Genomic DNA, 25,355 nt, shown 5'->3' on the forward strand with positions numbered 1-25,355 from the left:
AGCGTCGATGGAGGAACGTTTGCAAGCGGTAACCACTCCTGTCCTCTTGGAATCCACTGCCGACGCTCTTGCCCCCTGGGCCTCGATCCTCCGCGCCGTTCCGGAAGCGGCAGGCGACGTCACTGCCCTGCTGGCGCTCGCCGTTGAAGCGGGCGCAACCTGGCCGCGCCCCGGTGAATGCCGGACGTCGCTGTTATGGGAGCTCCTGGCCTCCGTCGCCGCCATTGACGTGGCAGCAGCCCGGGTGTTTGAACCGCACCTGGACGCGGTGGCTATCCTTTCGCAGGCCGCGGCTGCGGCGGGAGGCCCGGGCGCGGTACCTGGGAAGGAGCCCCGGGCGTCGTGGGGCGTCTTCGCCGCAGAGGGGCCCGGTGCCAGGCTGCAGGCTACGCCCGACAGCGCCGCGGTGATGCTGAACGGGGCCAAACCATGGTGCTCACTGGCTGCACGCCTGGATAGGGCCGTCATTACCGCCCATACGGACGACGGCGGCAGGGCGGCGTTCGCCGTCGACCTCCGCCACCCCGGGGTACGGTGCGAAGAGCCCGTCTGGGTGGCGCGCGGCCTCCGGGAGATTCCCAGCGGAACCGTGCACTTCGACCAGGTCCCGGCAGTGCCCTTGGGTGGACCCGGCTGGTATCACAGCCGCCCCGGGTTCGCATGGGGAGGCATGGGCGTTGCGGCCTGTTGGCTGGGCGGTGCGGTGGGCGTGGCCCGCGATTTCCGCGCCGGCCTGGTCGCCGGTGCCGATGCCGGGAGGGACCCGGACCAGGTGTCGCTTGCCGCCCTCGGCGAAGTTGACCGCACCCTCACTGCCGCTATGCAATACCTCGCCCGTACCGCGGCACGCATCGACGACGGCAGCCTGGGCGCCGCCGGCCAAAGCACCTGGAGCGAAGCCCAGCGTGTCCGCGGAACCATCGCCGCCGCCGTCGAACGCGTCCTGCAACTGGTGCTCTCCAACCGGGGCCCCGGCCCGCTTGCCTTCGACGAACGCTACGCCAAACGAACGGCCGACCTGGGACTCTACGTACGCCAGCACCACGGTGTACGGGATGACGCCCAGCTGGGCCGCCTCACGCTCAAGGGAGACTGCCCGTGGTGACGTTCTCGCACGCTGACCAGGGCACCGCGGAGGCTGCCTGGGCCCGAAGCGGACTGGCAGTTGCGCCGGAGCTTCCGCTCGGCCCCGCTGAGCTGGCCGGTATGCGCTTCGTGGTCCTGGCCGCGCATCCTGACGACGAGACCCTCGGCGCGGGCGGACTCATGGCACGGCTGGCCGCGCTGGGGGCAGACGTGGAAGTCCTGCTGTGCACGGCGGGGGAGGGGTCGCACCCGGATTCGCCCACTACGTCCCCCGAGGAGCTGGCGCAGGCCCGATTGGCGGAATTCGCAGCGGCACTGGCCGCCCTGGGCCTGCAGGACCGGTGGCGCTTCCTCGGGTTTCCGGACCGCGGCCTCGGCTCCCACACGGACGCCATCGCCGCTGCCGTCGGGGAGGCTGCCGCCCGGCTGCCCGGCCGGCCCGATCAGCTGGTCCTCGTAGCGCCCTACCGTTCCGACGGCCACGCCGACCACGACGCGCTCGGTGCCGTCGCGGCGGAAACCGCCCGGGAGGAAGGCCACGCACTGCTGGAGTACCCCATCTGGTACTGGCACTGGGCCACACCCGCGGACGATCACTGGCGGGCGTGGGTCCGGTTCCCGCTGGATGCCCCGTCCGGCGAGGCCAAGGAACGGGCCATGGCAGAACACGCCACCCAGGTCATGCCGCTGTCCCCGGCCCTGGGGGACGAAACCCTGCTGAGCCGCGATTTCCTGGACCATTTCGCGCGCGGCTACGAGGTGTTTGCCTGGACGCCGGCCCGGGACGTGCCCGGGCCGGCGCACTCCAGCCAGGATGCCGAGGAGGTCTTCGACGCCGTCCATAACGGCTCTGCCGACCCCTGGGACTACGCTTCGAGCTGGTACGAGCGACGCAAGCGGGCGCTCACCCTCGCTGCCCTCCCCGGCGAGATGTACCAGCGCGCCCTGGAAGTGGGCTGCTCCATCGGCACCCTGACCGAGGACCTCGCAGGCCGCTGCCGGAGCGTGCTGGCGGTCGATGCCAGCGGAGCCGCGGTTCGCCTGGCCAGGCAACGCCTTGAAGGCCGTGACGGGGTCAGGGTTGAGCAGCGCGTGGTGCCCGGCTCCTGGCCTGAAGGCACCTTCGATCTTTTGGTGGTGTCCGAGGTGGGCTACTACCTTGCTCCCGGCGAGCTGGCTGGCCTGTGGGACCGCGTGGAGGCGGCGCTGGAGCCCGGAGGGGTCCTGGTCCTGTGCCATTGGCGGCATCCCATCGAGGGCTGGCAGCTCGACGGCGACACCGTCCACGCGCTCGCCCGCGAACGCTTACGGTGGCAGACCACGGGGTTGTACCGGGAGCGCGACTTCGTCCTGGAAATCCTGGTACGTCCGGTCCGCGGGACGGACGTGGCATGACGCTGGCGGCCTCGGGGGGTCATGCCGCAGGGTTCCGGGCCGTCCCGGTCGGACCCGGGATAGACCACGTAGCCGTGGTGATCCCGGCACACAACGAGGAACAGGTCCTGGGGCGGGCGCTCACCGCGGCCCGGACCGCAGCGGACCGGCTGGCGGTCGCCAGCCCCGGAACCGCTGTGGAGGTGGTCGTTGTCCTGGACGACTGCACGGACCGGTCCTTGGACGTGGCCGCCGCATTCGCGGCCCGTGACCTCCGCTTCCGGGTCCTGCCTGTCACGTTCCAGAGTGTTGGGAAGAGCCGGCGGGCCGGGTGCCGGGCGGTGCTGGAAAGCCTTGGCGGGTCCGGTGCGATGGAAGGAAGCGCAGCCGGCATTCCGGCGCATCGCGTGTGGTTGGCCAACACGGATGCCGATTCCCAGGTGCCGGAAAACTGGCTGGTGCGGCAACTGGAACTGGCAGCCGGCGGCGCCGATCTCGTCCTTGGCTCCGTTGAGCCCGATGCCCATGGCACCCACCACGAACTTCTGGCCCGCTGGCATGCCCGGCATGCCTTGGCCGAGGACCACCCGCACATCCATGGGGCCAACCTTGGCGTCCGTGCCTCCGCCTACCTGTCAGCAGGTGGATTCCCCGGGGTTGACCGGGACGAGGACCTGGCGCTTGTGGAGCAGCTGCGGCGCTCGGGAGCGGGCATTGTTTCCACGGATACGATACGTGTGCTTACTTCGGGGCGGACCAGCGGCCGGGCTCCAGGGGGCTTCGCAGCCTACCTTCTGGCGCTGGCACAACCCTGAGGTTGACGTCGACCGCCGGTTACACCAGGTCCGGGGCGCTGGCCACGATGTAGTCCGCCGCTGCCGGCCCGGTCATGGAGAGGTTGTTGCTGTCAGGGGCAATGCCCGCGCGCTGCAGGGCATCCCAGAGGGCGGCCGGGGACTGCGGCTCAGCCTTGTTCAGGAGGCACCAACTCGTATAAAGACCGTAGAGCTCGTCGCGTCCGAGGCCCAGTCCGGGCTCCCTGTCCGCGACAACTGCTTCGGCGAGGAACTGGTCAAAATGGGTAGCAGTCATGTCCGCTCATTTGGGGTCGAGCTTGTCGCCGCCGGCTGCTTCAGCGGCCCTGGCGGCCCCGGAGGGCCCCTGCAGGGTATTCACGAAACTATTGCAGTCCGCGCGGCTTGTCCAGTTGCGCAGCGGATGCTGAGACTGAGGGGGCCGACGGCGACTGGGGGGACTGGCCTCGGTCTCAGAAGAGGCCATCTCACCGCCGGCCCCGCTTCGCCCCGGACCAGCACAGCCCGGGAAGCGTCAACAGGACCTTCACCCTCAATTTTCCTCCTTCGCGCAGGTCCTGCCTAGTCCCTCCCGGCCGCCAGGGTGCGCCTGCCAGTCATTGCCCTTTTCATCGGTGCCCGCCGTCGGATGGTCCGTTTTCGCTGCGGGTCCGGACCTGCTCGCGAATCCTGTCGCGGTGCCGTTCGCCCTGGGACTGCCCGTCCGTGGTGTCTTGGCTGAGCCTCTCCCGGAGCTCGCGGCCGTGCTTGATGTCTTCGTCAATCTGCTGCTGCAGTTTCTCGCTCTTCTTGGTGTCCCGGGGCGGCAATTGGATGGTTTCCTCAGCTTCGATTCCAGCCTGGAGTTCGCGGCCGCGCTCCACCTCCGCGTCGAACTCGGCGCCGAACAACAGGGACATGTTCAGGATCCACAGCCACAGCAGCGCGACGATGACGCCGCCGATGGCGCCGTAGGTCTTGTTGTAGCTGTTGGAGTAAGCCACGTAGAAGCCGAAGGCCAGCGAAGCCAGCAGGAACACCACCAGGGCTATCGCCGAACCCATGCTCATCCAGCGGAACTTCGGCTGCTTTACGTTCGGTGTGGCGTAGTAGAGGATGGCGATCGCAACGATGATCAGCGCCAGCATTACCGGCCATTTGGCGATGTTCCAGACCGTCAGGAAGGCACCCCCAAGCCCAACCAGGTTTCCTACGGATTCTGCAACAGGACCGCTCAGCACAAGCATCGCAGCGATGACGACGACGATCAGCAGGTTCACGACGGTAACGCCGAGCATGGTGCCGCGCAGCTTTACGAACGGGCGGCCCTCATCGATCTCGTAAACCCTGTTCATTGCGCGGCCAAACGCCCCGACGTAGCCCGAAGCGGACCAGAGTGCGGTGAGGAGGCCAAGGATCAGGGTGAACCCGGCGGCCGATGAACTGGCCAGGTCCTGGACCACAGGCCGGATCGTCTCGACGGTCTGCCCGGGGGCGAAACCTTGGACAATGTCCAACAGGGCGGAGGTGGTCTTTTGCGGATCGCCGAAGATCCCAAGGAGGGACACCAGGGCTAACAGGGCCGGGAAGATCGATAGGACCGAATAGTAGGTCAGGGCCGCTGCGAGGTCCGGGCACTGGTCTTTGCTGAATTCCCGGAATGTCTTCCGGGCAATGTATTTCCAGGACGGCTTCTCAAGTTCCCGGGGGCTTGAGGGTTTCCTTGCATCGTTCGCAGCGGGAGCCTGGGCCGCCTTTGCGGTGCTGGTCTCGGACGTGTTGTGAGTGGCCATGGCGAGTCCTCTCGATTGGGGGCCAAGAAGACAGGCCGGCCCCGCGGGTGGCGGTGCCGGCCTGTCGACATGGATGTTGCCTTAGGGTGCCGCAGATCGCGACGCGTTATGCGTTTTGGACGTTGTCTTTGGCGTCCGTGGCACGGTCTTTGACGTCGTCTGCGGCCTGCTGGCCCTCCGCTTTGACGTTTTGGGCGGCGTCGGTGGCCGTGGCCTTGACGTTCTCCATGGCTTCCTGGGCCGGTTGCTTGAGGTCCTGGGCCACATTCTTGGCGGCATCAGAGAGTTCCGCGGCCAAAGGCTGGGCTGCGGTTTTCAGCTGGTCCGCGGTTTCCCGTTCTGTCCGGCTTGCAGGGATCAGGGACGAGACCAGGAGCCCGGCCCCGAACGCGATGAGGCCGGCAGCCAACGGGTTGCCCGCGGTCTTGGCCTTCACCTGGTCCGGGGTTTGGGAGACAGCGTGGCCGGCGTCGGTGAGTTTCGCCGAGACGGTGTCGCCGGCCTGGTGCAGGCTGTCCGCCGCGGAGTGCCCGCCGTTACCGGAGGTGTTGTGGATGTTGGTGGTGGCGGTGTCTGCTGCACCCATGATTTTCTCCTTCATCCCGGTGGCCGCGTCCTTGAGCTTGTCGGTTTGGCGGTGGACGATGTTGGACGGGGTGACTTTGTCCGCCACGGCGTCCACGTTGGTTCCCAGGCGTGCCCTGGTGGCTTCGATGTCTGCTCGGATGACGTCAGGGTTTTCGCTCATCGGTTTACCTCACCTGGTTTGAGGGTTGGGGGTATTTCTGAGAGGGTTTCGCCGGTTTGGGGCAGGCCCTTGATCTGCTTGAGTTCCTTGCGGCCCATGGAGGCGAGGACCGCGGCGATGATGGCCCAGACCACGGCAGTGATCAGCGCGGCCCAGCCCAGAGGCATGATGGCGCCGAGGCCGAACATCAGGGCCAGGGAGAGGAAGACAAGGACGAAGTGTCCACCCACGCCGGCGCCGGCAAGCATGCCGGAGCCTTTCCCTGCCTTGCTGGCGGACTGCTTCAGTTCGGCTTTCGCCAGGTCCACCTCCTGGCGCATCAGGGTGGACAAATCGCGGGTCACATCGCCCAGCAAATCCCCGAGGGAGGCGTTGTCCGCTTTGACGTGCGCCGCACTGGGCGGCGGCTCAGGAATCTGGTTGCTCATCACAGGCCGCCAGCCTGGCCGCCCCTGGAGCGGTTCCGGGCGAGGGGGTCATCCGCCATGGGATCGTCGGCAAATGCCTGGTCCCCCAATGGATCGTCAGATACCTGGTTTCCGGACCAGGGCTCCTCCACCAGTTGCGGGTTGTCGAATCCGCTCGCCGTGGAAGTGGACGCAGGGTAGCTGCTGCCTGGTGCGCCGCCGTCGTATCCGGCCGTGGTGGTGGCCGGACCCGGCAACTGGACAGGCGGCGGAGGCACTGTTCCGCCGGCAACGGGCGGCTGGCTGTACTGGTTCGAATATCCGGTACCGGCGTGCTGGCCGGCAACGCCGGCAGTGCCCGGGCCGGAGGGGTTGCTGGATTCCGGGACGCCCGCCGTGAGGCCCCGGGTGAGGCGTCCGGCAAGGACACCGGCGCCAGCGGCGAGGAGCAGGAAGGTGCCGGGACGGTTCCGGGCGAACCGCTGGACCTCGTTCAGCAGGTCCCCGGGTTCCCGGTTTTCCAACCAGGTGGCAATCGAAGACGTGCGCTCGGCCGCCTGCCGGACCAGGTCAGTGGCCATGCCCTGTTGATCCGGGGAGCTGGCCATGCTGTGCAGCTGGCCGGAAATGTTGCGGATGCCTTCGGCAGCCTTCTGCTGCTGCGTTGCGGCCTCGCTGGTGAGGCCTGACTTCGCCTGGTACAGCAGATCCTGCGCGTTGGACTTTGCCTCAGAGGCCACGTTGGCGGCCTCTTCCTTGGCCGTTTGCGCCACGTTCTGCGCGGAACCGGCCGCAGTCCGGGCTACATCTGCTGCTTCGTCCTTGGCGGCGTCCGTCCGGGAGGGCGCAGGGGCGGTATCGGCCTCGGTGTGGGCCCCGGCTACGACCGGTACAACACTGGTTTGTTCGTAATCGGCGGGTGCGTACCCGGTTCCGGCCTCACTGCCGTACTGGCCGGCAGGGGACGGGAAGGTGGCGGGCTCGCGCTCGCCGGGGATTCCTGTATGTGCCTGAGGTGCCGTGTTTGCGGAGTCCTCGGGCCAATGGTTCTCTGTCATCTTCGCTCTCCCTTTCAGAAGAATGCTGGTTGTTGATCAAGAACCAGCTGGACTGGCCGTAAAATAGTAAGCATGTTTACTAACGAAAAGTAAGTACCCTTTCTATTTGGGTTCTAACCGTTCGGGTAAAAATGTCAGCCGGAAAGGCTCTGGCCTGCCGGTCACAACGAAGTGGGAAGTGGTGGGAAACGTGGACACAGCTCCATGGGTATGGATAGTGGTTGCCATCGTCGCGGTGGCGCTGATTGTGCTGCTGATCCTCTCCGGCAGGAGGCGCCGGAAGGCCATGCAGGAGAAGCGCGACCAGGAGCACCGCGAGAAAGCTGCCGAAATCCGCCGGGAGGCTGAAGCCATGGAGCTCGATGCCCGCGATCGGGAAGCGAAGGCCATCCGTGCGCGTGCCGATGCCGAGCAGGCCAAGGTGGATGCGGCGCGCCTGCAGCGGGAAGCCGAGCAGCGCAGCCAGGAAGCCCAGTCCTTGCGGAGTGACGTCGCCGGCCATGCCCGGAAGGCGGACGAGCTGGATCCCGATGTAGACCGCGACGGCACCCGCCGTGGCGCGCGCGAGGAGCGCGAAGACCTGCAGGCCCAGGCCGGCAACCATGACGGCCATGCGGCCCGCAGCAGCCATGAGGTTCACGACGTCCGTGACGGCTGGGAGGGGGCGCCCGCTGCGGTTCCTGTCCGGCATGCGGCGAGTGAGTCAGAGCGCAGGGACGGCAACGCGGCCGACGTCGGACATGGCGTTGGAGCGCACCGCGAGTCGGAGCGCGGGGGCGTCAAGGATGGCGACCTGACGCACCATGAGTCGGAGCGCAGGGACGGCAACGCGGCCGACGTCGGACGTGACCTTGGAGCGCACCGCGAGTCGGAGCGCGGGGACGCGGTGGATGGCGACCAGACGCCCCGTGAGGCCGGGCACCGGCTCAATGATGCCGGCGCCGAGGGCGATGTGCGCGGCGCCAGGAACCCGCAGCAGGGCCTCTAGGCCGGTTCGTTTCCGCCGCAGCGCGGGAGCTGGAAGGGCGGGTTCCGTCCTCAGTTCCCGCGCCCGGCCGGGCGGACAAGGATTGTTTTATAAGCAGCCTTATGATTTCCTGCTTCTAAGTCTTGCCGCAGGCTTTCGGAACCAGACCGAGGGAAAACAGCACGCATGCCCGAATCCTTTGCCGCATTGGCCGCGAACGCGGTCCCGGTCCACCAAAAGGCCGCAACATCTGATCAGCCATCTCCACCCGCCACCCCGGGGCCTCCGCTGGGAGCATCCGAAAGGGACATGGTCCTGAAGTACCTGGACCTCGCCGAGGCCTTGGCCGCACGGTTTGAAGCACGCGGCAGGGAAAGGGCGGACCTGAACCAGGTCGCCTACTTGGGACTGGTGAAGGCTGCTAGGGGATTCGACGAGGCCAAGGGGGACAGTTTCCCGGCTTACGCTGCGCCCACCATCACCGGTGAACTCAAAAGGTACCTCCGGGACCGGACATGGGTTGTGCGCCCGCCACGCCAGGTCCAGGACCTGAGGTCCCGCCTGTTCAGGGCGGAGCCGGAGCTGACCCAGTCCTTGGGCAGGATCCCCAGCGTGGCCGAACTGGCCGGAGAGCTGGGTACCGATCCCTTGGACGTGCAGGAAGCCATGTCTGCCTCCAGCAGCATGCACCCCGATTCCCTGGACGCGGTGAGTCCCCACTCCGATGCCCCCTCCATTGGTGAAATGCTGGCCAGCCCTGAGACGCCGCTGGAGAAACTTGAAGAGCTCGCCTGCCTGCGTGCTGCCATGAAGGACCTGACCGATTCGGACCGGGAGCTCTTGTACCGCCGTTATTTTTGCGAGGAAACGCAGGTTCAGCTGGGCAAGCGGCTCGGGATGTCCCAAATGCAGGTTTCCCGCCGCTTGGCGAAGGTGCTGGCGGAATTGCAGCGCCGCCTGGAAGAAAGTGCCGGCGTGGACGGCCCTGGCGGGGACGGCAGGGAGAGGGTGGACCGGGCAGTACGGGCGGAACGGGAAGCACGGACGGCGCCGCCGGCCAACCAGGTGGTGCCGTTCCGCCGTCCCAGGAAGGCCGGCCGGCCAGGCATCCCGGGTACCGGCCGCCTCGACTGCACAGGTACCAGTTAGTCGGGATCCGGAGCGTCCGCGGAGCGGCATCCAAACAACCAGGGGCGAGCCGCGCCCGCTGCCTGGGCGCCAGCGCGTCAACTAGGGTTGAACCATGACTGAAGGCGGGCACCGGTAATGGCCAGGCGCGGAAAACCGGGGGGCCGCGGCCGGTCCGGAGCAGGCGTGGTGGAGGTTCCCAAGGGAACTGCGCCGGACGGTCCCGTGGAAGGCGTCTACTACATCGACACCGGCGACTGTGAGCTGATCGCGGACCAGGACAACTCCACCGGGTGGCTGCTGAAGATCAACGGTGTCATGAGCTCGCACATCGACCTCGCCGACCCCCTGTTCCTGGACTTTGAGTACATGCGCTGGATGGCGGCGCTCATTGAGTCCCGCTGGCCGCCGGCCGCTGCCGGTGCAGCTTCTGCCGGTACCGCCCATAAACTCCGCGGCCTGCACCTGGGCGGGGGCGCGTGCTCCATGGCGCGGTATTTCAGCGCCGCCTATCCCGATGCCCGGCAGGTGGTGGTGGAACTGGACGGCAAGCTCGCCGACTACGTGCGCGGCTGGTTCGACCTCCCCAAGGCGCCCCTGCTCCGCATCCGCGTGGGGGAGGCCCGCGCCGTGACCGAAACCCTCACAGAGCACACCAGGGACTTCATCATCCGCGATGTCTTTGCGGGGGCTTTCACACCGCGGCCGCTCACCACCGCCGAATTCACCGCCCACGCCAAGCGGGTTCTGGCGCCGGGAGGCCTGTACGTGGCCAACTCAGGGGACGCCCCCGACCTCAAGAACGCACGGGAGGATGCCGCCACCATCGCCGCTGCCTTCAAATACACGGTGATCATTGCCGACCCCGCCATGCTGAAGGGCCGTCGCTACGGCAACATGGTGATGGCCGGCAGCGACGTCCCCTTCGGAGACGATCCCCAGCTGCGGCGCAGGCTCCTTGGCGGGGCCGTTCCAGCCCACCTCTGGGATGACGCCCAGGTTAGGGCCTTCGCTGCCGGGGCGCCGGTCCGGCACGACCTGCCGGCGCCCACACCCACTGCTGGGTAGCGGCCGTTTTCAACCTCCAAAGCGGCAGCGGGTGGTGAGCAGTCGACGAGCCTTACCACTTGCCCAGGAGCGCGCCCCGGTGCTCGGCCATCCGCTCCCGCAGGGCCTGCACGACGGCGGCCACGGCCGGGCGGCGGAGCGAATCCGGGCGCAGCACCATCCAGTAGGGGAGGAGTTCACCGATTTCCTCCGGCAGCAGCCGGACCAGGTCATCATGGAGATCGCCCATGAAGCACGGCAGGAAGCCGACGCCGGCGCCGGCCCGGGTGGCCTCCACATGGACGAACACGTTGGTCGACGTCAGGCCTTCCCGCATGGCTGGAACCAGCCGCCGTGGCGCATCGAGATCGTCCACCTGGAGCATCGAATCCACGAAATAGACCAGCGGATGCTCATTGAGTTCGGCCACGGTGGCAGGAGTTCCGTGCTCGGCGAGGTAGCTGCGGGAGGCGTACATTCCCAGCCGGTATTCGCCCAGCCGGATGGCCTCCGCACGGTGCACCTGGGGCTCGCCCACCACCACTTCGATGTCCAGTCCGGAGCGCTGCTGCAGTGCCCGGCGGGTCATGGTCACCACCTCCACGCTCAGGCCCGGATGGTCCCGGCGCAGCCGCGCCACGGCGGGGGCTGCGATGTAGGCGCTGAAGCCATCGGTCGCCGTCATGCGGACGACGCCGGTAATCGGGTCGGGTGCCTGGCCGGCCGGTCCCAGCGTGCCCAGCACCGCTTCGACCTGTTCGGCCACCTGCACCGCCCGCTCACCGAGTTCCGTGAGTTCCCAGCCACCGGCGGCCCGGGACAGGACCCGGCCGCCGAGCGACTTCTCCAGCGCGGCAATCCTGCGCGAGACGGTGGTGTGGTTCAAGCCCAGGGCCTGGGCCGCCGTCGTAAATTTTGCTGACCGGGACACCGCCAGGAGGATCAGCAGGTCATCGGGATTGGCGTTCATATCTGCAATTGTGCACATGCCGGGTGCCTCTTTGGGCATTGAACTGCAAAGTTTGTGCAGCAATACTCATCTGAGTCACTTGTGCTGGAGATCACAGCACGTGTCAATGTGGACACTGAGGAGAACCATGAGCGTTGAGCACAGCCAGGCAAACGAAGCCAGGTATGCATCCAAAGGAACTGGACTGAAGAAAATCGTTGCCGCCTCCATGGTGGGCACAGTGGTGGAATGGTACGAGTTCTTCTTGTACGCCACCGCCGCCACCCTGGTCTTTGGCAAGTACTTCTTTCCGGCTACCGGCAATGACCTGGACGGAATCATCCAGGCCTTCCTGACCTACGCGGTGGGCTTCATTGCCCGGCCACTGGGCGGCATCGTCTTCGGCCAGATCGGCGACAGGCTCGGCCGCAAGCCCACCCTGCAGCTGACGATCATCATCATCGGCGTGTCCACCTTCCTGATGGGATGCCTTCCCGGTTTCGCGGATATTGGATACCTGGCCCCGGCCCTGCTGGTGGCGCTCCGGTTCATCCAGGGCTTCGCGCTCGGCGGAGAATGGGGCGGCGCGGTCCTGCTCGTTGCCGAACACAGCCCCAACAAGACCCGTGCCTTCTGGTCCAGCTGGCCCCAGGCCGCCGTCCCGGTGGGCAACCTGCTGGCCACCCTGGTGCTTTACATCATGTCCACCACCCTCAGCACCGAGGCGTTCCTCGGCTGGGGCTGGCGTGTGGCCTTCTGGCTCTCCGCAGTGATCGTGTTCGTGGGCTACTACATCCGCACCAACGTCAGCGAGTCGCCCATCTTCCTCGAAGCCAAGGAACTGGTGGAGAAGGAACAGGCCGTCAGCTACGGCGTGTTCGAAGTTGTCCGCAAGTACCCCAAGGGCATCTTCCAGGCCATGGGCCTGCGGTTCGCGGAAAACATCATGTACTACCTGGTGGTCAGCTTCGCGATCGTCTACCTCAAGAGCGTGCAGAAGTACGACACCTCGTCGCTGCTGCTGGCCCTGCTGATCGCTCACGTCGTCCACTTCGCGATCATCCCGCAGTACGGCCGCCTGGCGGACCGGATCGGACGCAAGCCCGTCTACCTGGCCGGCGCCATCCTGGGTGCCACCTGGCCGTTCTTCGCCTTCCCCATGTTCGACACCCGCAATGCCGTGGTGATCGTCCTGGCCGTCACCATTGGCCTCATGCTGCATGGCCTGATGTACGCCGGGCAGCCGGCCATCATGGCGGAAATGTTCCCCACCCGCATGCGGTACTCGGGCGCTTCCCTCGGCTCGCAGGTCACGTCCATCTTTGCCGGTTCGCTGGCACCGCTCCTGGCTACCCAGTGGCTCAAGGACACCGGCTCCTGGATGCCCACAGCCATCTACCTGGTGATCGCCTGCGCCATCACCACGGTGGCCGTGCTGAGCCTGAAGGAAACCAAGGGCATCGCCCTGGAAGACGTGGACAAGGAAGACGCCACCCGCGAAGGCCTGCTTCCGGCCGGCCGCCGCTAAGCTGCTGGAGCCGACGGACCGTTTGGGCGCATGAAGGAGAACTGCAATGGATAACACGTTGAATGGACGCAAGGCCCTGGTCACCGGCGGTGCCAGCGGAATTGGTGCCGCCTGCGTGCGCGCACTGGCGGCACAAGGGGCGAAAGTGGTGGTGGCCGACGTCGACTCTGCCGCCGCTGCCAAGCTCGCCGACGAGGTGGGCGGCACCGCCTGGGCCGTGGACCTCCTGGACGTGGACGCCCTGGCCACCCTCAGCCTGGACGTGGACATCCTGGTGAACAATGCGGGAATCCAGCGCATCAGCCCCATCGAGGACTTTGATCCGGCGGACTTCCGCAGGATCATCACCCTGATGCTGGAGGCGCCGTTCCTCCTGGTCCGGGCCGCACTTCCGCACATGTACGCCAACAAGTTTGGCCGCATCATCAACGTGTCCTCGGTGCACGGTATCCGTGCCTCCCCGTTCAAGAGCGCGTATGTATCCGCCAAGCACGGCCTGGAAGGGCTGAGCAAGGTGACGGCCCTGGAGGGCGGGGAGCACGGTGTCACCTCCAACTGCGTGAATCCGGGCTACGTGCGCACGCCCCTGGTGGAGAAGCAGATCGCGGACCAGGCCCAGGTGCACGGGATCGACGAGTCCGAGGTCCTGGCCAAGGTGATGCTCACCGAGTCGGCCATCAAGCGCCTGGTGGAGCCGGACGAAGTGGCGTCCCTGGTGGCGTGGCTGGCATCCGAGAGCGCCGGCATGGTCACCGGGGCCAGCTACACCATGGATGGTGGCTGGTCCGCCCGGTAGCACTGCACGCTAGTCCAGCGGTTTGACCACCCGGTGGTCATAGAAGAAAACGCCATGGGTGGTCTTGAGCGCTACTGACCGGCGATCTTGCCATACGACGACCCCTTCGCGCCTGCCGCTGAAGGGGTCGTCGCCTATGACGGTGTCGCCCACCCGGTAGGGGCATCGAGGGCTGACGGCCCCCATGGTCCGGTGCCATGCTTTCGCCAGGGCATCGCCCAGGCTGACGGGCCGGCCCATGCCGGAAAGGTCCTGTACGTAGCCCTTGGCCATGTGTGCCTCTCCTTCAGGCAGCCATCCGCTGCCTGCTAACGGTGTTGGTCGGCGGAACGCTCCCAGCGGAGGGTGGTCCTCCCGTTCCGGCCGCCACCGTATGCCCACGCTAGGCGCTAGTCACATCAGCAACACCAGTAACAAGTACTTGTTTTGGGCAGGCGGGCCTACTTGCCGGTATTTGCCCGGCGCATCCTGCGGCCCCCAGGCATCAGCGGCTCCCGTTGATGATGTCCTCGGCGTTCTCGAAGGCCCAGGCCACCAGTGGCACCAGGAGCCCGCTCAACTCGTAGCCCCGCTCGGTGAGGCTGTAATCCACCCGGGGCGGAATGACCGGCTGGGCGTTCCTGCGGATCAGGCCGTCCCGCTCGAGCGTCTTCAGGGTCTGGGCCAGCATCTTCTCGCTGATGCCCTCTGCCCGGCGCCGCAAATCGCTCCAGCGTTGCTCCCCTTCGGACAGCGCGATCAGGATCAGGACGCCCCACTTGCTGGTGATGTGGTCCAGCAGGGTCCTGCTGGGGCAGCCGGCGGGGAACACGCCGTCGGCAAAGGCGAGGGGCAAGGGAACGGCCTGCGGAACAGCTTCCATGCCACCAGCTTACCTAAAAGTCAGTACCTTACTTCAAAGTGCGTACTCTCTTTCGGGAAGTATCCGTGCGCGCCCGTGGTTGTGCTCCTCGACAGATCAAAATTCCTCGAAAGGATCCATAGTGAGCATTGTTGTTACAGGCGCCACCGGACAACTCGGCCAGCACGTCATCGAAGCCCTCCTGGAACGCGGCGTGCCCGCTGACGGGATTGTGGCCGCCGGCCGTTCCGTAGGGAAGCTGGCCGGCTACGCCGCGCGCGGTGTCAATGTCCAGGCCATGGACTACGCCGACGCCGCCTCTGTTGCCGCCGCACTCAAGGGGGCAACGCGTGTGCTCCTGATCTCAGGCAGCGAAGTGGGCCAGCGCGTCGAACAGCACCGCACCGTCATTGAGGCAGCACGGGCCGAAGGTGTGGAACTGCTGGCCTACACCAGCATCGCCAACGCGGACACCACCGGCATGCTGCTGGCCGGTGAGCATAAGGCCACCGAGGCGCTCCTGCGCGAATCCGGGGTTCCCTTCGTCTTGCTCCGTAATGGCTGGTACCTGGAAAACTACACGGAGCAGTTGCCCGGAACCCTCGCCCAGGGCGCTGTCGCCGGCAGTGCCGGGGACGGCAAGGTCAGCGGCGCCGCCCGGGTTGACTACGCCCACGCCGCCGCAGCCGTCCTGGTGGCAGAGGGCCAGGCCGGCAAGGTCTACGAGCTCGGCGGCGATGAAGCCTTCAGCATGGCTGACCTGGCCGCCGAGATCAGCGCCGCCACGGGCAAGGCCATCACCTACAACGACCTTCCCGCCAAGGACTACGCGGGCCTGCTCACCTCCGTCGGGGTGCCGGAGGCGTTCGCCGAGGTCCTGGCGGACTCGGATCGCGGCATCGCCCGTGGTGACCTCCTGGTCAGCACCGGAGACCTCCGGCGGCTCATCGGGCGTCCGACGACGTCCCTCGCCCAGGCCGTCCGGACCGCCGCGGCATCGGCATAAGGCAGCGAAAAACAAAAGGTGCCCGGTCCCTGTGGGGCCGGGCACCTTTTCCGTGGCCGGGACCTACCCGCTGTTGCGGGCGGTGCCGACCACCGGCAGCGGCGAAGTTTCGTCCTCAAGGTGGACCCGGCGTCGTCCGTCACCCTTAACCCACAGCCGGTAAGCCAGGACGAGCAGGCCCAGCCAGGCGGCACCCACGTAGAGGGCCACTCGGGTATCTTCGAAGGCGCCCAGGATGCCAATCACCAGCGCCATGAAGGCAATGGTGAGGACTGAGGCTGCCGGCCACCACGGGGACGGGAATTCCGACGCCGGCAGGTCCTTCCGTGCGATTTCCCGCTTCATTGCCACGTGTGATGCCAGGATCATCACCCACACCCACACCGTGGCGAAGGTGGCGATCGAGGCAATCACCAGGAAGACGTCCTCCGGGATGACCGCGTTAAGGACCACGCCCACCAGCAGGATGCCCGCCATCATCACCACGGTCATCCACGGGACGCCGTGCCGGGAAACTTTGCCGAATGCGGCGGGCGCGTGGCCCTGGTTGGAGAGCCCGAAGAGGATGCGGCCGGCGCCGAAGATGTCGCTGTTGATGGCCGAGAGCGCGGCGGTGATCACCACGGCATTGAGGATGTGCGGAGCGGCCGGGATGCCCAGGCCGCTGAAGATCTGCACGAACGGGCTGCCGCTGGTGCCCACCTGGTCCCAAGGGAAGAGGCTCATGAGGACGCCCAGGGTCAAGACATAGAAGAGCAGCACGCGGACGGGAACGGTGTTGACGGCCTTGGGGATGACCTTCTTGGGGTCGGCCGCTTCGCCGGCGGTGATGCCCAGGGTCTCGATCCCGCCAAAGGCGAACATCACCACGGCGAAGGACGCGAGCAGGCCTTCGAAGCCGTTCGGGAACAGGCCGCCATGGTCAACGAGGTTGCCAAGGCCCGGCGCCACGGTGGAGCCCGCCGTCTGGAACCCGAACACGATGATCGCGGCACCGCCGGCAATCATGGCGATGATGGCCGCGACCTTGATCAGCGAAAACCAGAATTCGAGTTCCCCGAAGACCTTGACGCTCAGCAGGTTCAATGCCGCCAGGAAACAGATGACGGCCAGTACCCAGATCCATCGATCCACCTGCGGGAACCAGAATCCCATATAGATACTGAAGGCCGTGACGTCGGCAATGGCCACAATGGCCATCTCGAAGACGTATGTCCAGCCGGTCACGAAGCCGGCGAGGGGGCCAAGGTACCGGCCGGCGTATTGGCTGAAGGACCCGGATACCGGGTGCCTTACCGCCATTTCGCCCAGGGCGCGCATCACCATGAATACGGCGGCGCCGCCGATGATGTAGGCCAACAAGACAGCCGGACCCGCCTTCTGGATGGCGGAAGCGGACCCGTAGAAGAGGCCGGTTCCGATAGCGGAGCCCAAGGCCATGAAGCGGATGTGCCGCACGTTCAGGCCGCGGTTCAGGGCCTGCGCGACGACGGCTGCCGGCTTTTGCTGTTCCACCGGGCTTTCGGTCCGGGTTGGGGAGGTTTGCATAGAGTTACCTTCTCGTCTTTGGGAGGGGAGCCGCTAACCAGCAGACCATTTTCGAGCCGGCCGTGATGAGGCTCACGGCGGGTTGCTGTCTTCGGTTCCAGACTGTGGGGCGGCGTCTTTCGTGGTGCAGGAGTTTGGCCGCCAGCCCGCGACAACGCCAGGTTCCAATGTCAGTGCCTCGCTGGATGATGTGGGTATGGGAATCAACGGCGGTTTTGGGTCGGTGTTGGAGGGGCTGCGTGCTTCTGTCGCCGCCCTTGACGCGCTGGTTCTTGAAGACCGGAACCTTGAGGGTCCTGCGCTGACTGCTTCGGCTGGAGACATTGACGTCCTGCAGGGGCGGTATGAGTTGTGCCTGGAGCGGTTGGAGGTTGTTGCCCGGCTGGAGGCTGAGCTGGCGGCAGTGAAGGCGCGGGATGTGGCTGAGTGCCTCGGGTTGCAGCAGGCCATGCTTCCGCCGGATGGGCCGGTGCATGAGCGTACGTTTGCGGAGATGTCGGCGGTGGAGGAGATCGCCGGGGTCCTGACCGTCACTTCTGCGGCTGCGGGGGCGTTGGTGGAGGTTTCCCGGCGGGTCTGTTCGTTGCCCTTGGTGTTTGGGGCGTTGTCCGCTGGGGACATGTCGTGGCAGCACGCCCGCATAGTCGCCGACGAAACCGAAGGCCTTGATCCGGCGGGCGCGGCGGGGCTGGTGGAGCATTTCTTTGACCCCGGCGCGCCCAACCCCGCCCGGGGTGCAGCGCCCGGTGAGCTCGTGCCATCCCGGTTTAGGGCGAAGGTCCGGGCCTGGCGGGAATGCCACCACCCCGACTCCATCGAGAAGCGCCATGTAAAGGGTGTGGGTGACCGGCGGATGGACTACGCGCCGGACCGGGACGGCATGGCCTGGCTATCGCTCTACCTGCCCGGGGACAGTGCCTGCGCCATCTGGAACCGCACCACCGCCACCGCCCGGGGTTTGCAGGGCCCTGCGGAAGAGCGCATCCTCACCCAGTTGCGCGCCGACGTCGCCGCGGCCCTGCTCCTCGGCGCCGGCAACGCTGCCGGCACAGGAACTGCCACCTCTACCGGTGAAGATCCACGCGCGGCTTCGGAAACCACCACCAAACTCGGCAAAGTCCCCACCCCTCGGGCGGATGTCCTGGTTATGGTCCCGGTCTTCTCGCTGCTCGGCCTCACCGATGAGCCGGCCACACTCGACGGGTTCGGACCCATCCCGGCGTCCATGGCCCGCAAACTCGTCGCCGACGGCGCCGAGTCCTTCTACCGGGTCCTGGTCGACCCCCGCGACGGGGCACCCCTGGAGATCGGCCGCACACGTTACCGGCTCACCGAGACCATCAAGAAATGGATCCGGCTGCGGGACGCCAAATGCACCTTCCCCGGCTGCACCAACCGCACCCCCGACAACGACACAGACCACCTCACCGCCTGGGGCGACGGCGGAAGGACCGGAATCAGCAACCTGGCCCAACTCTGTCCCAAAACACCACCGGCTCAAACACCACAGCCAATGGACACCACATCCAGCCACCACGAACGAACCACCCGGCTGGACCTCACCCACCGGCCGCCACTACCAACCCGAACAACCAGACCCCGAACCAACCCACTGGCCACAATGGGTCCTTCGGGATGGACCGCCCTGCCAGGATTTCGGACCCGAAGACTTTCCCCGATGGGAACCGGACGATGACAACCTCATAGACCTCGATGACGTGTCCTCTGACGACCCCCTTTGGGAGGAGCTTCTTGCAGCGCCATTCGCCGTGCCGCGGTGACGCCCGGGCGGTGGAGGCTGAAAGTGCCCGGCTCGAACCCATCTGTCTGAAATACCAGACGGAAAGGTCCTCCAAGTGGGAAGTAAAGGGTCCATCAAGGGCGCAAGCTTAAGTACGGGATACCGGACAGAGCTACCCAGAAAGACCCCTCCAGCCAATGAGCACTGCATTAAGCACCGAAGCCCAGGCGCCACGCGCGGCGGTCAAGGCATCCTCAAAAGTTCCTGCAGCGGAAAATACCCTGCGCATCCTCAAGCTTCTGGCTTCCCGGCGCGGCCCGATGGCGGCCTCCCAGATCGCCTCCAGCCTGGACCTGCCCCGGTCCAGCGTCTACCACTTGCTGGGTGTGATGGAGGCGAACGGTTTCGTCCTCCACCTGCACGAAGAGCAGCGGTACGGGTTGGGTATCAGCGCTTTCGAACTCAGTTCCGCCTATTCACGCCAGGAACCGTTGTCCCGCCTGGGCCGCCCCCTGCTCGCGAGCCTCGTGGATGCCCTCGGTGAGAGCGCGCACCTTGCGGTGCTGCACGGCCGTGATGTCCTGTACATCGTGGAGGAAAGGGCGAAGAACCGCCCGTCGCTGGTGACTGACGTCGGCGTCCGGCTTCCCAGCCATCTCACGGCCAGCGGCCGCGCCATCCTTGCCGCCCTGCCCAAGTCGCAGGTTCGGGCGCTGTACCCGAACGCCGCAGCCTTCACCGCCCGGCATGAGGTGGTGGGGGCCATCATGAAATATTCCGCGCTGTCCTCGCACCTGGACCAGGTCCGCCAGCGGGGATACGCCACCGAACACGGTGAGGTGACGCCTGGCTTTGGGTCCATTGCCGCTGCCGTGACCGACCACCTGGGCTGGCCTACCGCCGCCGTGGCTGTCACCTTCCTTGAGGACAAGCTGCCCGCCGCGGAATGGCCGGTCCTGGCAGCCCGCGTCCAGAAGGTGGCCGATGAACTCTCCATCCGCCTCCACGGCCGGCCTGGAAAATAGCAGCCCCGCAGGCACGCTTAACCCCGTCAGCTTTGGTCCCTGTCCAGGCCAGCCGGGGCCCAGGGCCGGCACGGCAAAACTGATCGGCGGGCATGTCTGGAATACAAGACAGCACCCCGTAAAAACCCCTGTGAAGCCCGTCCCGCAAGGGCTTTAGTTGATACAGAACTTCTTTCCTCCAACAGACACCACAAGAAGGAGCCCCTCATGGCACCCGCCGATTTCACCACCGGTGCCCGCCCGGTCACAGCAGCCCGCGGCACTGAGCTCACCGCAAAGTCCTGGCAGACCGAAGCGCCGCTGCGCATGCTGATGAACAACCTGGACCCCGAAGTCGCAGAACGCCCGGATGATCTGGTCGTCTACGGCGGCACCGGCCGCGCAGTCCGCTCCTGGGCCGCGTTCGACGCCATCACCCGCACCTTGGAAGCCATGGAAAAGGACGAGACCCTCCTGGTCCAGTCCGGTAAGCCGGTCGGTGTCTTCCGCACCAACGAATGGGCCCCGCGCGTGCTGCTGGCCAACTCCAACCTCGTGGGCGACTGGGCCACCTGGCCCGAGTTCCGCCGGCTCGAGGCCGAAGGCCTGATGATGTACGGCCAGATGACCGCCGGATCCTGGATCTACATCGGCACCCAGGGCATCCTGCAAGGCACCTTCGAGACCTTCGCCGCAATCGCCCGCAAGCTCACCGGAGACGAGAACGGCACCCTCGCCGGCACGCTCACGCTCACCGGCGGCTGCGGAGGCATGGGCGGCGCCCAGCCTCTCGCCGTCACCCTGAATGATGGCGCCTGCCTGATCGTCGACGTCGACGAGACCCGCCTGCGCCGCCGCGCCGGCAAGCGCTACCTCGACGAGGTTGAAACCGACCTCGATACCGCGATCGCCAAGGTCCTGAAGGCCAAGGAGGAGCGCCGCGGCTGGTCCGTGGGCTACGTGGGCAACGCCGCCGAGGTCTTCCCCGAGATCCTGCGCCGGCACAAGGCCGGCGAGCTCACCGTTGACATCGTCACGGACCAGACCTCGGCGCATGACCCGCTGAGCTACCTGCCCGAGGGCATAACGGTCGAGGAATGGCACCGCGAGGCTGCAGCCGACCCGGAGGGCTTCACCAAGAAGGCCCAGGCTTCCATGGCCCGCCACGTCCAGGCCATGGTCGAATTCCAGGACGCCGGCGCCGAGGTCTTCGACTACGGCAACTCCATCCGCGACGAGGCCCGCAAGGGCGGCTACACCCGGGCCTTCGAGTTCCCCGGCTTCGTCCCGGCCTACATCCGGCCGCTGTTCTGCGAGGGCCTGGGCCCGTTCCGCTGGGTTGCCCTCTCCGGCGACCCCGAGGACATCCGCGTCACGGACGAGGCCATCAAGGAACTCTTCCCCGAGAACAAGCACCTGCACCGCTGGATCGACGCCGCGCAGGAACGCGTGGAATTCGAGGGCCTGCCCGCCCGTATCTGCTGGCTCGGCTACGGCGAACGCGCCAAGGCCGGCCTGCTGTTCAACCAGTTGGTCAAGGAGGGCAAGGTCAAGGCCCCCATCGTGATCGGCCGCGACCACCTTGATTCCGGCTCCGTCGCCTCCCCGTACCGCGAAACCGAGGCCATGGCCGACGGCTCGGACGCCATCGCCGACTGGCCGCTGCTGAACGCCCTGCTCAACACCGCCTCCGGAGCCACCTGGGTCTCCCTGCACCACGGCGGCGGCGTCGGCATCGGCCGCTCAATCCACGCCGGCCAGGTCTCGGTCGCCGACGGCACCGACCTCGCCGCGCAGAAGCTCGAGCGCCTCCTCACCAACGACCCCGGCATGGGCGTCATCCGCCACGCCGACGCCGGCTACGAACGCGCCCTTGACGTCGCCAAGGAACGCGGCGTCCGCATCCCCATGCAGGAAAACCAGTAACCGACGTCCGCCCACCAGGCCAAACCCCGCATCGATTGCTCCGTAATTGTCGTTTAGAGTCCCTAAAACGACAATTACGGAGCAGTCGATGTGACCATCACAAGGAACTTCAATGACAGCCCTAATTTCCGAACCGCTCACCGTCACCCTCGGGTCCGTCGGCGTCACGCCCCAGGATGTGCTCGCCGTCGCGCGCCATGATGCGAAGGTGGCCATCGCGCCCGAAGCCCTGGAAACCGTCGCCAAGGTCCGCGCCCACATCGACGATCTCGCCTCCAGCGACACCCCCGCCTACGGCATCTCCACCGGTTTCGGTGCGCTGGCCAACCGCCATATCCCCAATGCGCTGCGCACCCAGCTGCAGAAGTCGCTGATCCGCAGCCACGCCGCCGGCATGGGCCCGGCCGTGGAACGCGAGGTGGTCCGCGGCATCATGTTCCTCCGCGCCAAGACCCTGGCCTCCGGCCGCACCGGCGTCCGTCCCGTCGTCCTGCAGACCATGGTGGACGTCCTCAACGCCGGCATCACGCCGGTGGTCCGCGAGTTTGGCTCCCTGGGCTGCTCCGGCGACCTTGCCCCCCTGTCGCACTGCGCCCTGGTCCTCATGGGTGAGGGAGAAGCGGAAGGGCCCGACGGCGTCACGTACGGCGGCCGTGGACAGTCACCTGTCGCTGAGCTGCTGGCAGAACACGGCATCGAGCCGGTCACCCTTGCCGAGAAGGAAGGGCTGGCGCTGGTCAACGGCACCGAGGGCATGCTGGGCATGCTCCTGATGGCCATTGCGGATCTCCGCCAGCTGCTGGCGACGGCGGACATCACCGCGGCGCTCAGCGTCGAGGCGCTGCTCGGCACCGACCAGGTGTTCCTGCCCGAACTGCACGCCGCCCTCCGGCCACACCCCGGCCAGGCGGCCAGCGCGGACAACATGCTGAGGGTGCTCTCGGACTCCCCGATCGTCGCCTCGCACAAGGTGGGGGACTCCCGGGTGCAGGACGCCTATTCGCTGCGCTGCGCCCCGCAGGTTGCCGGTGCCGTCCGCGACACCGTTGACCATGCGGAACTGGTGGCAACCAGGGAGCTGGCGGCTGCCATCGACAACCCCGTCGTCCTCCCGGACGGCCGTGTCAGCTCCAACGGCAATTTCCACGGCGCGCCGGTGGCTTATGTCCTGGATTACCTTGCCATCGCCGTGGCCGACCTCAGCTCAATCGCGGAACGCCGGACGGACCGGATGCTGGACCCTGCCCGCTCCCACGGCCTCCCGGCCTTCCTTGCCTCCGATCCCGGCGTGGACTCGGGGCTGATGATTGCCCAGTACACCCAGGCAGGCCTGGTTTCGGATAACAAGCGGCTGGCCGTGCCGGCTTCAGTGGATTCGATTCCAAGCTCGGCCATGCAGGAGGACCACGTGTCCATGGGCTGGCACGCGGCCCGGAAACTGCGTAAGGCGGTGGAGAACCTCCGGCGGGTCCTGGCCATCGAACTGGTGACGTCGGCCCGTGCGCTGGACATCCGCACCCAGTTTTCCGGTGGTGAGCTCACTCCGGGCCCGGCCGGCACCGCCGTCGTAGCTGCCCTCCGTGCCGTGGTGGACGGCCCGGGGACGGACCGTTTCCTGTCTCCGGAACTGGAGGCGGCGGACCGGCTGGTTGCCTCGGGGGAGGTGCTTCGGGCAGCCGAATCCGCCGTCGGCTCCCTGGCCTGAAACCGAAGGATCTTCAGTGCCTGCTGCGCTCCGGTCCGAAGTGCGGAATATCCGGCGCCGCGGTCCGTAGCTGAGGCCGGAGTGTAGTAGAACTGATGGTGTAGTGAAAGTCACATCAACGAGGCTGTGGCAGCAGAACAATACAAAGGGGTAGAAGTTCACATGAAAGCACGTGGGGCAGTCCTGTCCAGGCGCAACGCCCATTCCGCTGCGGTATCCAACTGGAAGGCCCTCAAGGCCGGGGACCGCGTCGAAATCATCAAGCATGCGCACGTGGTGGCAGCCGGGGAAGTGGAGGAAGTGTCGCAGAGCGGCAACGTCCTCTGGCTGGTTCCGGCCGGACCGTCAGATTTGTCGGAAAAGCAGCTTTTCCTGAAGTCCGACGGCGTCCAGGTGCGTCTCGCCTGACAGCAGCACCCCTCAACATCAAGAATCCCCGCAGGGCCTCACGGCACTGCGGGGATTCTTGGTTGTTCCGGGCGTCCGGGTCCTGCTGGGCTGCCCGGGACGGCAAACGAAGTGCCGGCGTATCAGGCGGTACCCGAATCAGGCAGTGAAGGATTCGTAGGTCTCACCAAACGGTACTGATTCGTCCAGGGCTACCGTGTAGTGTCCCGGGTGCAGCCTGGTCACCAGGATGCCGCAGGTGGCGTCCTTCGCTGCCACTTCAATCAGTTCGGCTACTGCCTTTTCCAGTCCGGAATGGACCTCGCCGGCGCTGGAAAACTCCAGGCTGATGGACCGGAGCTCCGGCCGTTCGGCGGTCCCGGCAGCGGCGGGGACGCGCTCCAAAGTGCTAGTCGTCATGTACTGAACTTTCTGTATTTCGTGCCAGGTGGCATCGCTATTCTATCGATCAGTATCCATATATGTCAGATGACTGCCCTCCCGAAGCCCCGGAACGGCGGTCACAAAACGTTCGTTCGCGGTCCCGGACGGGAATCAACGACCATGGAAGCGGGCCCCGGCAGGGCCCCGTTCAGCAGCCCCGCCACCACACCTTGAGGAGATTCGGTATGAAGATCATGCGACTGGGCCACAGCGGCAGCGAACAGCCTGCTGTGCTGGTTCCCTCAGCGGACGGCGCCGGCCGGTACTTCAGCCTCCTGCCCCTGACCGGCGATGTCGACGGCGGCTTCCTCGCGGCGGGAGGGCTGGACAAGGTCCGCAAAGCCCTCGCCGCAGGGGAGCTGCCGGTCCTTGAGGGCGCGGACGCGCTCCGGGTGGGACCGCCGGTGGCCAGGCCCGGCTCCGTGGTGGGCATCGGGATGAACTATGCCGCGCACGCCGCCGAGTCCGGGGCCGAGCCGCCCACGATTCCGGTGGTCTTCCTCAAGCCAAGCAACACGGTTGCCGGCCCGTTCGATCCCGCTCCGCTCCCTCCGCATTCGGGCAAGTACGACTGGGAAGTGGAATTAGGGATCGTGATCGGCAGGGAGGCCGGCTACCTGGGCTCCCCGGAAGAAGCAGCGGCGTGCATCGCCGGCTACGTCACGGCCAACGACCTCTCCGAACGCGAATACCAGTTGCCGGGAGCCGCGGGGCAGTGGACCAAAGGCAAGTCGCTGCCCGGGTCAACGCCCCTGGGCCCGTGGCTGGTTCCGGCGGAGGACATCGACGGCGGCAACCTCCCGCTGCGCAGCTGGGTCAACGGGGAACCGCGCCAGGACTCGTCGACCTCGGAGCTCATCTTCAATGCGGCCACGCTGGTCCATCACTGCAGCCAGTACATGCGGCTGGAACCAGGCGACGTGATCCTCACCGGAACCCCGGAAGGTGTGGCACTGAGCGGCCGTTTCCCCTACCTCCAGCCGGGCGACGTGGTGGAGGTGGAAGTGGAAGGCCTGGGCCGCCAGCGCCAGGAGTTGTTCCGGACGCCGGCGGCCGCAACGGCCTAGGGTGCTGCGCG

24 protein-coding genes and 1 pseudogene are annotated in these 25,355 nt (G+C 66.6%); 15 read left to right on the forward strand and 10 right to left on the reverse strand.

What is annotated here, in order from left to right; all coding sequences use genetic code 11:
• Positions 1-7 precede the first annotated feature (7 nt).
• Genes QRN53_RS00500 through QRN53_RS00510 form a run of 3 tightly spaced genes read left to right on the forward strand, consistent with a single transcriptional unit; the run spans position 8 to position 3,275 of the window.
• Positions 8-1,105, forward strand: coding sequence for an acyl-CoA dehydrogenase family protein (locus QRN53_RS00500; RefSeq protein ID WP_285242076.1), 1,098 nt, complete (start codon positions 8-10; stop codon positions 1,103-1,105).
• Positions 1,099-2,481: a bifunctional PIG-L family deacetylase/class I SAM-dependent methyltransferase gene (locus QRN53_RS00505; protein WP_285242077.1), complete on the forward strand. Its 1,383-nt coding sequence runs from the start codon at positions 1,099-1,101 to the stop codon at positions 2,479-2,481. The genes QRN53_RS00500 and QRN53_RS00505 overlap by 7 nt, the downstream gene beginning before the upstream one ends.
• Positions 2,478-3,275 carry a glycosyltransferase family 2 protein gene (locus tag QRN53_RS00510; protein WP_285242078.1) on the forward strand — a complete coding sequence of 266 codons (798 nt, stop codon included), beginning with the start codon at positions 2,478-2,480 and terminating at the stop codon, positions 3,273-3,275. The genes QRN53_RS00505 and QRN53_RS00510 overlap by 4 nt, the downstream gene beginning before the upstream one ends.
• Before the next feature lie 19 nt (positions 3,276-3,294).
• Here the strand turns inward: QRN53_RS00510 and QRN53_RS00515 are convergent, their stop codons facing one another.
• From QRN53_RS00515 to QRN53_RS00535, 5 genes are all read right to left on the reverse strand, one after another.
• Positions 3,295-3,552, reverse strand: a complete 258-nt coding sequence (locus tag QRN53_RS00515) for a hypothetical protein (RefSeq protein WP_285242079.1) — start codon at positions 3,550-3,552, stop codon at positions 3,295-3,297.
• A 331-nt stretch (positions 3,553-3,883) separates the two neighbouring features.
• The gene (locus QRN53_RS00520; protein WP_285242080.1) at positions 3,884-5,047 is read right to left on the reverse strand and encodes a YihY/virulence factor BrkB family protein; all 1,164 of its coding nucleotides are present in this window, start codon (positions 5,045-5,047) and stop codon (positions 3,884-3,886) included.
• 106 nt (positions 5,048-5,153) lie between these two features.
• Positions 5,154-5,795, reverse strand: a complete 642-nt coding sequence (locus QRN53_RS00525) for a DUF3618 domain-containing protein (RefSeq protein WP_285242081.1) — start codon at positions 5,793-5,795, stop codon at positions 5,154-5,156.
• Positions 5,792-6,223 carry a phage holin family protein gene (locus QRN53_RS00530; protein WP_285242082.1) on the reverse strand — a complete coding sequence of 144 codons (432 nt, stop codon included), beginning with the start codon at positions 6,221-6,223 and terminating at the stop codon, positions 5,792-5,794. The genes QRN53_RS00525 and QRN53_RS00530 overlap by 4 nt, the downstream gene beginning before the upstream one ends.
• Entirely contained in the window at positions 6,223-7,260 is a 1,038-nt protein-coding gene (locus tag QRN53_RS00535) for a hypothetical protein (RefSeq protein WP_285242083.1), read from the reverse strand. Before QRN53_RS00535 ends, QRN53_RS00530 begins: the two co-directional genes overlap by 1 nt.
• A 190-nt stretch (positions 7,261-7,450) precedes the next feature.
• Between QRN53_RS00535 and ccmD the strand changes: the two genes are divergently transcribed.
• The 3 genes from ccmD to QRN53_RS00550 all read left to right on the forward strand — a co-directional run bounded on the left by ccmD (position 7,451) and on the right by QRN53_RS00550 (position 10,423).
• Positions 7,451-8,248 (forward strand): heme exporter protein CcmD, encoded by a 798-nt coding sequence (gene ccmD, locus QRN53_RS00540; RefSeq protein WP_285242084.1) that lies wholly within the window; start codon positions 7,451-7,453, stop codon positions 8,246-8,248.
• 165 nt (positions 8,249-8,413) lie between these two features.
• Positions 8,414-9,376, forward strand: a complete 963-nt coding sequence (locus QRN53_RS00545) for a sigma-70 family RNA polymerase sigma factor (protein ID WP_285242085.1) — start codon at positions 8,414-8,416, stop codon at positions 9,374-9,376.
• 117 nt (positions 9,377-9,493) lie between these two features.
• Positions 9,494-10,423, forward strand: a complete 930-nt coding sequence (locus QRN53_RS00550; protein ID WP_285242086.1) for a spermidine synthase — start codon at positions 9,494-9,496, stop codon at positions 10,421-10,423.
• A 52-nt stretch (positions 10,424-10,475) separates the two neighbouring features.
• On the opposite strand, the gene QRN53_RS00555 is transcribed toward QRN53_RS00550, so the two are convergent.
• Positions 10,476-11,372 (reverse strand): LysR family transcriptional regulator, encoded by an 897-nt coding sequence (locus QRN53_RS00555; protein WP_285242087.1) that lies wholly within the window; start codon positions 11,370-11,372, stop codon positions 10,476-10,478.
• Between the two features lie 127 nt (positions 11,373-11,499).
• Between QRN53_RS00555 and QRN53_RS00560 the strand changes: the two genes are divergently transcribed.
• Together QRN53_RS00560 and QRN53_RS00565 are read left to right on the forward strand one after the other, a co-directional pair.
• Positions 11,500-12,879 carry an MFS transporter gene (locus tag QRN53_RS00560; protein WP_285242088.1) on the forward strand — a complete coding sequence of 460 codons (1,380 nt, stop codon included), beginning with the start codon at positions 11,500-11,502 and terminating at the stop codon, positions 12,877-12,879.
• A gap of 46 nt (positions 12,880-12,925) precedes the next feature.
• Positions 12,926-13,675, forward strand: a complete 750-nt coding sequence (locus tag QRN53_RS00565) for a 3-hydroxybutyrate dehydrogenase (RefSeq protein WP_285242089.1) — start codon at positions 12,926-12,928, stop codon at positions 13,673-13,675.
• Positions 13,676-13,684: 9 nt separating this feature from the next.
• Here QRN53_RS00565 and QRN53_RS00570 read toward each other — a convergent pair whose 3' ends face one another.
• Both QRN53_RS00570 and QRN53_RS00575 read right to left on the reverse strand, forming a co-directional pair.
• Positions 13,685-13,948: a hypothetical protein gene (locus tag QRN53_RS00570; protein WP_285242090.1), complete on the reverse strand. Its 264-nt coding sequence runs from the start codon at positions 13,946-13,948 to the stop codon at positions 13,685-13,687.
• Between the two features lie 211 nt (positions 13,949-14,159).
• Positions 14,160-14,537: a winged helix-turn-helix transcriptional regulator gene (locus QRN53_RS00575; RefSeq protein WP_285242091.1), complete on the reverse strand. Its 378-nt coding sequence runs from the start codon at positions 14,535-14,537 to the stop codon at positions 14,160-14,162.
• Positions 14,538-14,658: 121 nt separating this feature from the next.
• Here QRN53_RS00575 and QRN53_RS00580 point away from each other — a divergent pair, with 121 nt between their 5' ends.
• Positions 14,659-15,522: an SDR family oxidoreductase gene (locus tag QRN53_RS00580; protein ID WP_285242092.1), complete on the forward strand. Its 864-nt coding sequence runs from the start codon at positions 14,659-14,661 to the stop codon at positions 15,520-15,522.
• A 63-nt stretch (positions 15,523-15,585) separates the two neighbouring features.
• Here QRN53_RS00580 and QRN53_RS00585 read toward each other — a convergent pair whose 3' ends face one another.
• Positions 15,586-17,070: an amino acid permease gene (locus QRN53_RS00585; RefSeq protein ID WP_285242093.1), complete on the reverse strand. Its 1,485-nt coding sequence runs from the start codon at positions 17,068-17,070 to the stop codon at positions 15,586-15,588.
• Between the two features lie 196 nt (positions 17,071-17,266).
• Here QRN53_RS00585 and QRN53_RS00590 point away from each other — a divergent pair.
• From QRN53_RS00590 to QRN53_RS00610, 5 genes and pseudogenes are all read left to right on the forward strand, one after another.
• Positions 17,267-18,851, forward strand: a pseudogene (locus QRN53_RS00590) (HNH endonuclease signature motif containing protein).
• A 157-nt stretch (positions 18,852-19,008) separates the two neighbouring features.
• The gene (locus tag QRN53_RS00595) at positions 19,009-19,836 is read left to right on the forward strand and encodes an IclR family transcriptional regulator (protein WP_285242094.1); all 828 of its coding nucleotides are present in this window, start codon (positions 19,009-19,011) and stop codon (positions 19,834-19,836) included.
• Between the two features lie 207 nt (positions 19,837-20,043).
• Positions 20,044-21,741: a urocanate hydratase gene (gene hutU, locus QRN53_RS00600; protein WP_285242095.1), complete on the forward strand. Its 1,698-nt coding sequence runs from the start codon at positions 20,044-20,046 to the stop codon at positions 21,739-21,741.
• Between the two features lie 112 nt (positions 21,742-21,853).
• Positions 21,854-23,446 (forward strand): histidine ammonia-lyase, encoded by a 1,593-nt coding sequence (gene hutH, locus QRN53_RS00605; RefSeq protein ID WP_285242096.1) that lies wholly within the window; start codon positions 21,854-21,856, stop codon positions 23,444-23,446.
• A 162-nt stretch (positions 23,447-23,608) separates the two neighbouring features.
• A complete protein-coding gene (locus QRN53_RS00610; protein ID WP_018763066.1) occupies positions 23,609-23,854 on the forward strand; it encodes a hypothetical protein in 246 nt (81 codons plus the stop codon).
• 138 nt (positions 23,855-23,992) lie between these two features.
• Here the strand turns inward: QRN53_RS00610 and QRN53_RS00615 are convergent, their stop codons facing one another.
• Positions 23,993-24,253, reverse strand: a complete 261-nt coding sequence (locus QRN53_RS00615) for a hypothetical protein (RefSeq protein ID WP_285242097.1) — start codon at positions 24,251-24,253, stop codon at positions 23,993-23,995.
• Positions 24,254-24,462: 209 nt separating this feature from the next.
• Here QRN53_RS00615 and QRN53_RS00620 point away from each other — a divergent pair, with 209 nt between their 5' ends.
• Positions 24,463-25,344, forward strand: coding sequence for a fumarylacetoacetate hydrolase family protein (locus QRN53_RS00620; RefSeq protein WP_285242098.1), 882 nt, complete (start codon positions 24,463-24,465; stop codon positions 25,342-25,344).
• Positions 25,345-25,355: the final 11 nt, after the last annotated feature.

Origin of the sequence: Pseudarthrobacter sp. fls2-241-R2A-127 (assembly GCF_030209355.1) — a bacterium.
Classification (GTDB): Bacteria; Actinomycetota; Actinomycetes; order Actinomycetales; family Micrococcaceae; genus Arthrobacter.